The sequence below is a fragment of the Pseudoalteromonas sp. 3D05 genome (assembly GCF_002723455.1).
Lineage (GTDB): Bacteria > Pseudomonadota > Gammaproteobacteria > Enterobacterales > Alteromonadaceae > Pseudoalteromonas.
The window spans coordinates 67,860-81,497 of the sequence record NZ_PDUS01000022.1; the positions used below are offsets into that span (position 1 = coordinate 67,860).

Annotated in this window: 8 protein-coding genes and 8 tRNA genes; 12 read left to right on the forward strand and 4 right to left on the reverse strand. The window is 39.0% G+C overall.

Annotation, left to right across the window (positions count from 1 at the left end):
* Window positions 1-52: 52 nt before the first annotated feature.
* The 3 genes from CSC79_RS17710 to CSC79_RS17720 all read right to left on the reverse strand — a co-directional run bounded on the left by CSC79_RS17710 (window position 53) and on the right by CSC79_RS17720 (window position 5,716).
* Window positions 53-2,032: a tetratricopeptide repeat-containing sensor histidine kinase gene (locus tag CSC79_RS17710; RefSeq protein ID WP_180270454.1), complete on the reverse strand. Its 1,980-nt coding sequence runs from the start codon at window positions 2,030-2,032 to the stop codon at window positions 53-55.
* Window positions 2,033-2,206: 174 nt separating this feature from the next.
* Complete coding sequence (cysK, locus tag CSC79_RS17715; protein WP_099297092.1) at window positions 2,207-3,175, reverse strand: cysteine synthase A; 969 nt, start codon at window positions 3,173-3,175, stop codon at window positions 2,207-2,209.
* A 207-nt stretch (window positions 3,176-3,382) separates the two neighbouring features.
* Entirely contained in the window at window positions 3,383-5,716 is a 2,334-nt protein-coding gene (locus tag CSC79_RS17720; RefSeq protein WP_099297094.1) for a carbohydrate binding family 9 domain-containing protein, read from the reverse strand.
* 213 nt (window positions 5,717-5,929) lie between these two features.
* On the opposite strand from CSC79_RS17720, the gene CSC79_RS17725 reads away from it, so the two are divergent.
* From CSC79_RS17725 to CSC79_RS17780, 12 genes are all read left to right on the forward strand, one after another.
* Window positions 5,930-7,081, forward strand: a complete 1,152-nt coding sequence (locus CSC79_RS17725; protein WP_099297096.1) for a dicarboxylate/amino acid:cation symporter — start codon at window positions 5,930-5,932, stop codon at window positions 7,079-7,081.
* A 109-nt stretch (window positions 7,082-7,190) separates the two neighbouring features.
* Window positions 7,191-7,841, forward strand: a complete 651-nt coding sequence (uvrY, locus tag CSC79_RS17730; protein ID WP_099297098.1) for a UvrY/SirA/GacA family response regulator transcription factor — start codon at window positions 7,191-7,193, stop codon at window positions 7,839-7,841.
* A gap of 8 nt (window positions 7,842-7,849) precedes the next feature.
* Window positions 7,850-9,673 (forward strand): excinuclease ABC subunit UvrC, encoded by a 1,824-nt coding sequence (gene uvrC / locus CSC79_RS17735; protein WP_099297100.1) that lies wholly within the window; start codon window positions 7,850-7,852, stop codon window positions 9,671-9,673.
* Window positions 9,674-9,715: 42 nt separating this feature from the next.
* Window positions 9,716-10,261: a CDP-diacylglycerol--glycerol-3-phosphate 3-phosphatidyltransferase gene (gene pgsA, locus CSC79_RS17740; RefSeq protein WP_099297102.1), complete on the forward strand. Its 546-nt coding sequence runs from the start codon at window positions 9,716-9,718 to the stop codon at window positions 10,259-10,261.
* Window positions 10,262-10,400: 139 nt separating this feature from the next.
* Window positions 10,401-10,476, forward strand: a tRNA-Gly gene (locus tag CSC79_RS17745).
* 30 nt (window positions 10,477-10,506) lie between these two features.
* Window positions 10,507-10,580, forward strand: a tRNA-Cys gene (locus tag CSC79_RS17750).
* 35 nt (window positions 10,581-10,615) lie between these two features.
* Window positions 10,616-10,702, forward strand: a tRNA-Leu gene (locus CSC79_RS17755).
* Window positions 10,703-10,790: 88 nt separating this feature from the next.
* Window positions 10,791-10,866 (forward strand) — tRNA-Gly (locus CSC79_RS17760).
* Between the two features lie 39 nt (window positions 10,867-10,905).
* Window positions 10,906-10,992, forward strand: a tRNA-Leu gene (locus CSC79_RS17765).
* A 51-nt stretch (window positions 10,993-11,043) separates the two neighbouring features.
* Window positions 11,044-11,119 (forward strand) — tRNA-Gly (locus CSC79_RS17770).
* 18 nt (window positions 11,120-11,137) lie between these two features.
* Window positions 11,138-11,211 (forward strand) — tRNA-Cys (locus tag CSC79_RS17775).
* Window positions 11,212-11,248: 37 nt separating this feature from the next.
* Window positions 11,249-11,335: transfer RNA gene (locus CSC79_RS17780), tRNA-Leu, on the forward strand.
* Between the two features lie 695 nt (window positions 11,336-12,030).
* On the opposite strand, the gene CSC79_RS17785 is transcribed toward CSC79_RS17780, so the two are convergent.
* Window positions 12,031-13,449, reverse strand: a complete 1,419-nt coding sequence (locus CSC79_RS17785) for a sodium:alanine symporter family protein (protein ID WP_099297104.1) — start codon at window positions 13,447-13,449, stop codon at window positions 12,031-12,033.
* Window positions 13,450-13,638: the final 189 nt, after the last annotated feature.

A 13,638-nucleotide genomic window follows, 5' to 3' on the forward strand; every position in this document is an offset into this window, starting at 1 on the left:
AAACAATTAAATATGGATAGAAAATGGATAAGATATTAATTTGTATAGTTTTTTAATATTTAAGTGGGAGTAACACCCTCACACATAGCCCCCCGTATTTACCTTTTTTTATTTTAATTGAACCTTGCATAAGCTTTAGCAAGCTAGCACATATTGAGAGCCCTAAGCCTGAACCATCAACAGATTTAGAGCGTGTATCCTCGACTCTGTAAAGGCGTTCAAATAAATGTTCAATATGTGATTCTGAGACGCCAGGAGCACTATCATCCACTTGAATAATAAGTTGTGTTGGATTTAGGCGAACTTTAAATCTAATTAATCCAGGGTTATTTGTGTACAAACAAGCATTATTGAAGATGTTATAAATTATCTGATCGAGTTTGTGTTTATCAATAAAAATACTTTGTTTTTGTGAAACCGCATTGTCTATGATAAATGTGAGCCCTTTATGCTCTGCCATTGATTTAAGGTCTTCAGAATAGGTTTTAAATAAATTGACAATAGAGTAGGTTTGATTGTTTAAACTCATAGATGCATTATCTACTTGCGATAATTGATAGACATTACTTATCAAGTTATTTAGTTGACTAATTTTGTCATTGATTTTTTGGTATGCAAGTGATTTATCTTCCTGTAAATCATGCTCTAAGCTTTCGATATTGAGCTTGAGGACACTCAAAGGCGTTCTTAATTCATGAGAGATGTCGGCTAACATTTTGTCTTTCAAATTCAAGCTGGATTGATAAAGCTTAGCTTTGTACTTAGCTTTTCTGTGTTTTATATAGTAAAGGCTGATTATCAAAATACACAGTAGAAATACTACTGAGTATGCAAGTAACCATATTTTTTTCTCAAGCCTTTGTGTTTTCAGTTTAGCTTGGCTGACAATATTGTTTTGTTCAGATGTAATAAGCTTTTGTCTTTGGACAAGTGAATCCACTTGGTGCATATAATTCGTAGTAGCCACATTTAAATAGTTTACTTGAATGATGTTGTGATATGAGTCAACTTTATTCCAATGCAGAATTGCTTTTTCAAGATCGCCGGTTAATTCAAGAAGTAAAGCACTGTATCTGTGGTACTTTAAAAGCAGTACTTCGTTATCAATATGTTCTAGTTGCCGCTGAATTTTGTGCAAAGTTTGTGTACTTAAAAGTATGTTTTTTTTCGCTAACGACACTTCTAACAATTGCATTAATGAATAAGTTTTATAAATCGGCGAGTCTGTTTCTAGTGCAAACGATACACTTTTATTTGCGTGCTTGAATGCTTTATTTAATCGGTTTGTTTTCAAGTAACTTAAGGATAATAGTCTATGCGTAACAGAGAGCTGCTGCGGAGCTTTCAAACTAGATAGATACTCGAGTGTGCTAATGAGCTGTGTTATTGCAAGATGATAATTAGTCTGCTTAATTGTTATTTTAGCTAAACTTAAATTAGTGGAAGCAATATTAAATTTGTCCTGTGATTTTTTATCGTTCTCAAGTGCTTTTGAGTAAAGGTAGGCTGCCTCCTCTAACTTATTCAACCTACTAGATATTTCAGCTAGGTTGTAATACACACTCGCTATTAGCCCCCAGTTTGAACTTTCATCAAGAAGTGCTAATGCTTTAGTTTGCTCTTGCATAGCCAGGGATAAGTTGCTCTGTGTTTCATATAAAACACCTAGGTTACTGTGGGCTTTGGAAAGTAATTCATTTTCGCCAATTTCTTTCGCTATTTTTTTGGCTAAGAGATAATGTGTTGTGGCATTTTTTAATAATAAAGAGCGTCGATGATTGATCCCCAGCTCAGTGTGCAGTTTGAATAGCTCTGTGTTAGACAGGTGTGTATAGTTTAATAGAGGCTTTAAAACTTCAATGGCCTTTTTATGGTTACTCGCTTTTCTTAGTGACTTAGCAAACTCCATCTGTTCAAAAAATGAATCTAAGCTTTTTCTTGAGATGTCTAAATTTTCATTTGCTACAGATGTTTCGATTTTTTTTATTTTGGCATCAGCAACAGCTAAAGTTGAAAAAGATAATATTAACACTAAGGGGTATATAAAGTTGTACATAAGAAGGCAAAATGGAAATGAGTTATATAACACTAGCCGTCAAATGTGTCTTAATTATGGAGGGGAGGGTTGTGTTTTAATTTTATTGAGGTACAAATAAAAGCCCCGCATAGATACGGGGCCTGAGGTATTTAGTATATCGAGAATATATTACTGTACGAGTTCTTGATCAGAAAATTCATCAGCGAATAACGGGCTAGAAAGGTAACGCTCGGTCGCACTTGGTAAGATAACAACAATGTTTTTATCTGCGTTTTCAGGCTTTTCAGCAAGACGCTTAGCAGCTACAACAGCGGCACCTGATGAAATACCCACTAAAATACCTTCGTTTTTCATAAGTTCATGAGCCATTGAAATTGCATCTTCATTAGATACTTGCTCAGCAGCGTCTACAACTTCTAAGTCTAGGTTGCCCGGGATAAAGCCTGCGCCAATACCTTGAATTTTATGAGGACCAGGTTTAACTTCTTCACCAGCGAGTGTTTGGCTGATAACGGGTGAGTTTGTTGGCTCAACAGCAACTGATAGCACATCTAGCCCTTTTTCTAGTTTTAGATAACGGCTAACACCTGTGATTGTACCGCCTGTACCAACACCTGCAACGAAGATATCAATTTTTCCGTCCATTGCTTCGAAGATTTCTGGGCCCGTTGTTTCAAAGTGAATTTTAGGGTTTGCAGGGTTTTCGAATTGTTGTAAAAGAATGTACTTTTGAGGATCACTTGCTTGAATTTCTTTCGCTTTTTCAATAGCGCCATTCATACCTTTAGCACCATCTGTTAACACTAGATTTGCACCTAATGCTTTAAGAAGCTTACGACGCTCTAAGCTCATTGTGTTTGGCATAGTTAGCGTTAACTTGTAGCCGCGTGAAGCTGCAACAAAAGCAAGCGCGATACCTGTATTACCAGATGTTGGTTCGATTAATTCTTTATCTTTAGTTAGAACGCCCGATTTTTCTGCTTCCCAAATCATTGAAGCGCCTATACGACATTTTACACTAAAGCTTGGGTTACGAGATTCTATCTTGGCAAATACATTCCCAGACGTTACGCGGTTAAGCTTGACGATTGGTGTGTTACCAATCGCTAATGAGTTATCTTCAAAAATGTTAGACATAATGTTCCCTTGGAAGCAATTAATTCAATCGGGATCAAATCACGTATGTGTTCGATCTATAATAACCACACTTTACTTTGCCCCATAAAAAACGAAAGTAAAGTTTGGCTATAACATATAGCGAATAGGCTTATAGCATTTAGTCATAAGCCTTATAATCAGCGGCTAACAGCTAAAATGAGCTCTCTATTGAGGCTCATTAGTTAATTATAAAAGCCAAGCATAGCTGAATTTAGCAAATAAAGTGCGCTGTTCTTTAGTGATGGATGAAAGCTCATCATCTTGATAGCCTGTATCGGAGTAGCCTGCAAAGAAAACTGTTTGTGGGTTTAGTTTGTAAGAATACAACAGCTGTGTAGCTAATTTTTTATATTGGCTGTCGACATCTTCAATATAGTTGCTTTTATTCCTTTCGAGATCTGTGTAGATAACGGCAAGCCTTAAGAAGCTATTTACATTGAATTGATAGGTCAACCTGACGTCACTTAAATTAGCGGTAAATACGTCACGGCCGTTTGCGTCTAACTTCTCATAGGTATGACGAAGGCGTATTTCAAAGTGCTTACCCAAATTCATATTTAAAATCGGGCGGATCCGAAGCTTGTTGCCAACACGATTATTGGCCAGATCTACTGCATTACCCGTGTACATGTATAAAGAAGCAAATAATCCAGCTTTGGGCTTAAAGTTACTGTATAAACCAATACCATTTTCGCTGAAAAGATCAGTATTATTGTCGATGTCTAGTCGAGATTTATCATGACGAAGGCCAGTTCGGTTTCGGTGTTCCATAGATAGTTCAAAATAACTTTGCAGAGGGCCATTGACTGAAAAGCTAGTTTGGGCTTCTTTTTCTAGTAATTCGTTATTTTCGTTATGTGTAATATCCCAATCCGCATACCAATTAGCACGATTCCACCAGTTGTGCTTTTCACCATACCAGCGATATTCCCCACCAGTGGTAAACTTTTGAAAATCAACTTGCGAAATAAACCCTAAATCAGCACGTAAATCGGCATCGCGGTATTGGTAATCGGCAAAAGCTCGCCAATATTTTTCATCGTGTTCATATTTTACAAAGTAGCCAGTCCCTGATTGTTTATGTTGATTAAGAACTCGTAAAACACCTTCATTAAAATCACAATCCTGATTTATTTCACAAGGCTCAGGATCAGCGTCTAAACAACTCTCACCATCACACAACTCATTTATAAATTCATCGCTGTATTGTGTGTCAGACTTTAAGGCTTGAAGTAAAAATGTATCATTCACTGTCGGTTTAAACTTACCATCAATACTCAATACACTGTTTTGGTAATCATCACTTTGGCGGTGTGTTATTGTTGAACCCAATGACAAAGCTGACGCAAAATCATATCGATAACGCAGCGCAGCGTTTTCACTTTTACTGTCAAAAGAAACAAGTGAAGAACCAAGATTCCCGGGGATTAAAACGTTTGTTTGACTGTCGTTGGCAACAAAGCCTGCAAAAGTATGACCGTTCTTGCTGCCTGTAATTTTAGTTCCGTAGTCGGGCTCTGCAATATTTCGGGTATGTATTAAGTTTAGTGTAGAGGCAAAATAGTCTGCATTATCTAAAAAGAATGCCCTTTTTTCTGGAAAAAACAAGCTAAAGTTATTATTAACACTCAGCTGTGCAACGTCAGCCTCTACCTGAGAAAAATCAGGGTTAATGGTAGCATTAAGCGTAATATCGGGAGTGATACCCCACTTTACATCAAGGCTTACTTCAGTATTTTGATCGGCTTGCCATTCACCTACCTCAGTTGCATCTATGTCGCGGTTTTCACTTTTTCCAGTTACCACAGAAGGAATAACAGCTACATTGTTACCTTGTTTTGCTTGTTGAAATCCTATGTAACTGGGCATCTGACAAATCCAACAATTGTTACCATGATCTATTTGCATGCTCGAAATACGCAAACGTTCACTTCTGGGTAAAAACCGTAAAAATTCCATAGCCATGGTTTTATTAGCGATACTGTCATCAAAGTTAAGTACACGCAGAGGTATGGCTACTTCAACCGTATAACCATTTTCATGAATAATGCCCACACTATCCCAAATACCGTCCCATGATGAACTTTCGCTTTTAGTAAGTTCATTTTCAATTGAATCTTGTTGGACACCAAGAGGGTTTATAAAAAATTGATATGCAAGTTGGGAGTTATTGTAAGAGTCTATCTTTAAACCGACTAAGTCATCGTCCCAAGCAGCATCACGATCACGATAAAATGCGCGAATATCTTCAGGGTTTGAATCTTGTGCATCAAATCCGATAAAAAGAGTTTCACCATTTTCGTAAACGTATACGTTGGTGTTCACCGGGCTTTTAGTATTTTCGTAAGGCCAAGTTACATTATCTATGACTATTTTTCTGGCTTGTTTCCAGCTTGGTTCATCTAATTTTCCATCTACAGTGGCTGATTGAGGGATGTAAGGTAGTTTAATAGGTTGAGTAGCCGAAATAGCGTTAAAGGAAGCGCTGATAAAGGCTGCACAGATAATTGATTTGTACATAAATGCTTATAAAAGTTCAAACTAGGGGTATGTTATAAATTTGCATGTTTGTTAACAAATGCAACGCGATAGGGCGCATATATTTACGTTTAAATCAGTTTGAGCCCTGTTGTGGTGGTAATTTATACGATCAAACATAAATCTGCCTAATTTATAACAAAAATAAATTAAAACGTGGTAAAAGGTTAATATCTATATCTTAAAGTGAACGTTATGAATTTAATACTCAAATTAATAGCCGGTATTCTCGGTGGTATTTTAGTGGGCTTGTATGCGCCACTGATAGGTGTTGAGCTTCTTTACACCGCAAAAGAAATTATCGGACAAATAATTTCTTTTACTATCCCTTTAATCATTTTATTTTTTATTGCCTCGGGAATTGCGGGCTTACCTAAAGGGTCAGGTCACCTTCTGGGTAAAACAGTTGGCTTTGCGTATGGTTCAACAGTCATTGCAGGTACATTGGCTTTTTTAGTTATCAGTGCAGTGATCCCGCTTTTTGATGGTGGCCTAACATTTGAAGCTGAAGTTGTTACTGAAGTTACAAGCTTTATTGATATAGAAATTCCACCATTGATGGGTGTAATGACTGCTCTTGCTACTGCATTTGTTTTTGGTATTGGCATGAGTCAATTACAATTAGAAACGCTTAAGAAAGTGTCTGATCAGGGGCGAGATGTGATTGATGCGTTACTCGCTAAGGTCATTATTCCTGCTTTACCTTTTTACATTGCGGGTGTATTTGCTGAAATGACTGTGGCTGGCACCGTCGTTGATACCTTACAAACGTTTGGAGTTGTACTTATCGCTGCGCTTGTTATGCATTGGGTGTGGTTAAGTATCCTTTATGTAGGCAGTGGTATCTTACTCAAACGTAATCCACTTGAGTTGTTGAAGAACATGCTCCCAGCGTATTTTACAGCATTAGGTACTATGTCAAGTGCTGCAACAATTCCTGTTTCATTACGAGCGAGTAAAGCAAATAACGTAAAAGAAGATGTTGCTAACTTTAGTGTGCCTTTATGCGCGACTATCCACCTATCAGGTTCGACCATTACTATTGTAACATGTGCGATGGCCGTCATGTTCTTATCACCCAATATGGGCGTACCTTCACTTGTTGGTATGTTGCCATTTATTATGATGCTTGGGGTCGTTATGATTGCTGCACCAGGAGCGCCAGGTGGTGCAGTAATGTCTGCATTAGGCTTGTTAACCAGTATGTTAGGATTTAACGAAGGGGCTGTAGCGTTAATGATTGCACTTTATTTAGCCCAAGATAGCTTCGGTACGGCATGTAATGTAACGGGAGACGGTGTCATTGCATTGTGGGTTGATCGTTTTAGTGAAAAACAATCAGCCTAATTTGAAGTTTGTGAAACGATAATACTGTTATCGTTTCAGCTTTATGTGTTAATGTGACGCATTAATCTTGCCATTAGGGCATGTTTTTAGGTTATATGAGGGTGTTCCATTGATTAATGTACTTCTAGTTGATGATCATGAACTTGTGCGTACAGGGATCAGACGTATTCTAGATGATATTCGGGGTTTTAAGGTAGTTGGCGAGGCAAAAACAGGTGAAGAAGCTGTTCAGTTTTGTCGGCAAAATTCGCCAGATATTGTATTAATGGATATGAACATGCCTGGGATCGGTGGATTAGAGGCGACAAAAAAGATTTGCCGTTACTGTCCTGATGTGAAAATTATCGTACTAACAGTGCAATGCGAAGACCCATTTCCTAGTAAAGTTATGCAAATTGGTGCGCACGGGTTTCTGACCAAAGATGCGGGCTCAGATGAAATGGTTAATGCTATTAGGGCTGTTAATGCAGGTCAACGCTATATAGCGCCTAACATAGCTCAACAAATAGCTTTGGCGCAGGTAACAGGCCGAACAGATGAAAACCCATTTCACTGTTTATCTGAGCGTGAGCTACAGATAATGCTCATGATTACAAAAGGGCAAAAAGTTCAAGACATTGCCGAGCGATTAAATTTAAGTGCTAAAACAGTGAATAGCTACCGTTATCGCATGTTTGAAAAACTTAATGTGAGTGGGGATGTAGAGCTAACCCACTTAGCAATTCGGTACAAAATGATTGATATTGATAGCGCAAATTAATCTGTTTTATGACTCAATTTGATCACGCGCATTTTTTAAAAACACTATCAAGTGAACCTGGTGTATACAGGATGCTTGATAGTGAACAAAAAGTCATTTATGTCGGCAAAGCTAAAAATTTAAAAAAGCGGGTAACTAGTTACTTTAGAAGTAACGTAACAGACAGCAAAACGCGTGTTTTAGTCAGCAATATTAATGGTATTGAAGTTACTCTTACAAATACCGAAACCGAAGCACTTCTGCTTGAAAACAACCTAATAAAAAAATATCAGCCGCGTTACAACATTTTGTTACGTGATGATAAGTCGTACCCTTACATCTTACTTACTGCTCATAAACACCCTCGTTTGGCGTTTCACCGTGGTAGCCGAAAAGTCAAAGGCGAATACTTTGGTCCTTTCCCAAGTGCTGGGGCTGTGTCTGAAAGCTTAAGGCTAATGCAGAAAATATTTCCAGTTCGCCAGTGTGAAGATGCATATTACAGAGCTCGCAGTCGCCCCTGTTTGCAATATCAACTTAAACGTTGTTCAGCACCGTGTGTTAATAAAGTAACTGATGAAGAATATGCTCAACAAGTCGATTATGTTAGAAAATTTTTGACAGGTAAGTCACATGAGGTTATTGCCGAACTGGTAAATAAAATGGAAGTTGCCAGTAAGGCGTTGCAATTTGAACTCGCTGCCAAAGTTCGTGACCAAATAATGTTACTGCGTAAGATGCAAGAGCAGCAGTCTATTTCTGGAAATCATGCTGAAATGGATGTTGTAGGCTTTGCTCACTTAAATGGCTTAAATGGTATACATTTATTAATGATTCGCGACCATAAAGTGCTCGGCAGTAAAACATATTTCCCAAAAGTGCCAAAAGATTCATCGCATGAAGAAATCCTTACATCTTTTTTAGGTCAATATTACCTGGCGCCAGGGGCTACTGGCAGAATTGCAAAAGAAGTTATTTTACCTTTTACACTTAATGAATCTGGTGTACTCAGTGATGCTATGAGTCAAATAAGTGAGCGCAAAGTAGCTTTAAAAACTGTAACTCGGGGCGAGCGCTTTCAATATTTACAATTAGCCAATAAAAATGCATTAAATAGTATCACTGTAAAACAAAGTACCATCGACTCAATAAACAAACGCTACGCTCAGCTCAAGGCAACTTTGGGGCTTGATGATATTAATAGAATGGAATGTTTTGATATCAGCCATACAATGGGCGAAAATACGGTGGCAAGTTGCGTTGTTTTTGATTCTCAAGGACCTAATAATAAAGAGTACCGACGCTTTAATGTGACTGGTATAACAGGGGGCGATGATTATGCCGCAATGGAATTTGCGTTAAATAAGCGTTACAACAAGCTTGTTGCGGAAGATAAAATTCCTGATGTTATATTCATTGATGGCGGAAAAGGGCAACTTTCTCGTGCTGAGCAATATTTTGAAACTTGGCCACATTCAAAAATGCCGTTATTGGTTGGTGTTGCAAAGGGGACCAGCCGTAAGCCTGGTTTGGAAACACTTTTAATTGATGGTGGTAGAAAAACCATTCCAATGGACTCTGATGCACCAGCGCTTCACTTAATTCAGCATATTCGTGATGAATCGCACCGCTTTGCAATTGCAGGGCACCGAAATAAGCGTCAAAAACAACGTACCCAGTCGTTGCTAGAAGAGATTAGCGGTGTCGGCTCTGTTCGACGTCAAACATTATTAAAATATTTAGGGGGCATGCAGGGTGTAAAAGCTGCTAATATAGATCAATTAAAGCAAGTTCCTGGGATCAGCCCTGACATGGCTGAGAAGATATTTAATCATTTGCATGACAAGGGCTAGCCCTTCGTGCGAATATAGAAAAAAAGACATCTCCAAGTAGTTATGTGGAATATTCCAAACACACTCACAACCTTTAGACTTTTTCTTATCCCCATTTTTTTGGTGATATTTTATTTACCTTATTCATGGGCATTTTTTGCTGCCGCATTTATTTTTTGGCTAGCATCAATAACCGACATCCTTGATGGTTACTTAGCGCGTAAGCTTGAGCAATCAACGCCCTTTGGCGCATTTTTAGATCCAGTAGCAGATAAAGTGATGGTGTGCGCTGCACTGGTTGCACTATCTAGTTATTATCAATCTATGTATATGACCATTCCTGCATTAATCATCATTAGCCGAGAGATAGTTATATCAGCTTTACGCGAATGGATGGCTGAGCAGGGCAAAAGAGGTAATGTTGCTGTGTCTAATATGGGCAAGATCAAAACAGCAGCACAAATGTTAGCCATTATAGGCCTGATTTGGCAGTACGATACATGGATGATGTATTTAAGCTATGGCTTATTATATATTGCAACCTTCTTAACATTGAGTTCAATGCTGCAATATTTAGTAGCTGCATGGGGTGAATTGACTAAAAATTGATTGTAAACGTCTAATAACGCACCGTTTTAGATAAAAAATAATCAAACAGTTCAAAACTAGCATTTTTTGTATTGACGCGTTTAATAATCTCTGTAGAATGCGTCCGTGTTGAGAGGGCATAGCCCCCTAGATAAACAAAGCGGCACTAGCTCAGTTGGTAGAGCGCGACCTTGCCAAGGTCGAGGTCACGAGTTCGAGCCTCGTGTGCCGCTCCAATTTATCTTAAAGGCTAACCCCGATATTGGGGCGGAATGGCAGAGTGGCCATGCACCGGATTGCAAATCCGTTTACCCCGGTTCGACTCCGGGTTCCGCCTCCAACAACACTCCACATGCTTTAAATAGCAAACTCGATGCCCGAGTGGTGGAATTGGTAGACACAAGGGATTTAAAATCCCTCGACTAACAAGTCGTGCCGGTTCAAGTCCGGCCTCGGGCACCACTTTGTGGTTTAATTACATTGCCAATGTGTAATTTATAAAAACACTGTTACATAAATTAGTTTATGTAAAAAATAGAATTAATATGATGCGGCACTAGCTCAGTTGGTAGAGCGCGACCTTGCCAAGGTCGAGGTCACGAGTTCGAGCCTCGTGTGCCGCTCCATATTAGTTTTATCCACTTGCTTTAAATAGCAAACTCGATGCCCGAGTGGTGGAATTGGTAGACACAAGGGATTTAAAATCCCTCGACTAACAAGTCGTGCCGGTTCAAGTCCGGCCTCGGGCACCACTTTTAATTATTTTACCAAGGTAATTAAAAGTTAGATAAATACTCAATAATGCGGCACTAGCTCAGTTGGTAGAGCGCGACCTTGCCAAGGTCGAGGTCACGAGTTCGAGCCTCGTGTGCCGCTCCAAATTATTTGATATGTTTAGGCGGAATGGCAGAGTGGCCATGCACCGGATTGCAAATCCGTTTACCCCGGTTCGACTCCGGGTTCCGCCTCCAAATAATTAGTCCACACGCTTTAAATAGCAAACTCGATGCCCGAGTGGTGGAATTGGTAGACACAAGGGATTTAAAATCCCTCGACTAACAAGTCGTGCCGGTTCAAGTCCGGCCTCGGGCACCACTTTATACTCTCCCCTTACAGTTTTAATTAAACTATTCTCGATTAACTGAACTAATCGTAAAAGCTCACACTAAAATACTTCTTTAGTCTAAAACGCTAAATTCTCACGCTTTGTTGCAATAATTTGCTCCATTAACGGGTTGCAGTTGATCATTTTTATAATCCAAACCTGACTCTAGCTACGAAAAACCTCTCATTTAGAACAAATCACTAAATTTACGCCTTGCTATCGATGGGAACTATCAACCCCAAAACAGGCTGCCCAATTTAAGAGGTTTATATAAAAGCAGTAATATAAGGCTTTTAATGGCGTTGATGGTTTGTTTCGTAATATGCATCAACCAAAGTCACATACTGTTATTTGTATTAACACCATTACAAAGCCATAACCAGCATTAATAGCGTTAATGTAAATTGCTTCACTAATTATTTATAAAGAGAGGGGACGAGGCGCTTGATAATACTAATGCGTTTGTTAAGAGTCTTACTAGGTAAATACTGTTATTAGGAATATACCGACGAGGCTTATACCAATCCGCAATAACACTTAATCATTTAGAGAGTCTAAACCTCAAGTTAGCGACAAAGAGTGTCTACATTAAAATAGAGCTCTTAATTAAGCGAACTAATATAAAACAATAAAAAACCCGAAATGACCACGGCCGTTTCGGGTTTTTATCGAAACCATTTTAAAGTTACTTGTGCCAAATGCCTTTTGGAATCGTTTTATTGAGCTTATCGTTTTTACTTGGGTCGAACGTCGGTAGTTTTCCAGCGCGTCGTTGAGCGTTATAATCTTTAGCTAGCCATACTACAACACCAGATAGCATAAATAATGCGATTACGTTCACTATTGCCATTAAGCCCATAGATACATCCGCTAAAGTCCACACAAGTGGCAATTCGCCAAGCGCACCAAACATTACCATACCTAAAACTAGTAACCTAAATATCAACATGCCTGATGCATGGTTGTGCTCTAAAAACATTAAGTTTGTTTCAGCATAAGAATAGTTAGCTACAATTGATGTAAAAGCAAAAAACAAAATGGCGACCGCAACAAATATTGCGCCCCAGCTACCAACATGCTCTTCAAGGGCTGCTTGTGTTAAAGCGATACCCGTTACATTTGAGCCTGGTGCTAATTGTTCAGACAATAAAATAAGTGCGGCTGTCGCAGTACAAATAATAATAGTATCAACAAATACACCTAGCATTTGTACATAACCTTGTGAAGCAGGATGAGGTGGATTGGGTGTTGCGGTTGCCGCAGCATTAGCAGCGCTACCCATACCCGCTTCGTTTGAGAATAATCCGCGCTTGATCCCCTGGATCATAGCTTGCATAACACCATAACCAATTGCCCCGGCGCCAGCTTGCTCAAGGCCAAAGGCACTTCTAATTACATGCATAAATACATCAGGTAATTCAGTGTAATTTATAGCGCATATATACAATGCAACAATTAGATAGGCGGCGGCCATGAAAGGGACTGCTAACTCAGCAAACCGTGAAATCGTTTTTAGACCCCCAAATATGATAATACCAGAGCCTATAACAAGTGCTATACCTACTATATAGTTGGGAATACCGAAGGCAACTTCAAATGCTGCTGCAATTGAGTTTGACTGTACAGCATTAAAAACTAAACCAAATGCTAGAATCAAGCACAGCGAAAACACGATGCCCATCCAACGTTTGCCAAGACCGTATTCCATGTAGTAAGCAGGGCCACCGCGAAAATTACCTTCCTCATCGCGAGTTTTGTAAGCCTGAGCCAACGTACTTTCTGCAAAACTCGTTGCCATACCTATTAAAGCTATCAGCCACATCCAAAAAATAGCACCAGCACCACCTAAATAAAGCGCGACTGCAACACCTGCCATATTACCTGTACCAACACGGGCAGCTAACGACGTACAAAATGCTTGGAAAGAGGAGATACCGCCATCTGAACCTTGACGGCTTTGGAACATTACTTTGACCATATGCGGGAATTGTAAGAATTGAATAAAGCCAAGGCGTATTGTAAAAAATAGTCCCGCGGCTATTAATAAGTACACCAAAATATGACCCCATAAGAGACCACTTATACTATTTATTATATCTGTCATGTGTGCTGCCTAATAAACGAGTTGTAAATATGCGGCGCAACTTACCACAAGCGTGATAAATAGTTTAGTAAACAGCGCAAATTAATCACTTATCCACAGGTTTTTGTGTGTAACTTGTGTGTTTTGCTTGGGTATCGTTGGGGTAAAAATTAAATGCAAAAAAACGATTAAAAACGCTTGCGTAAAAAT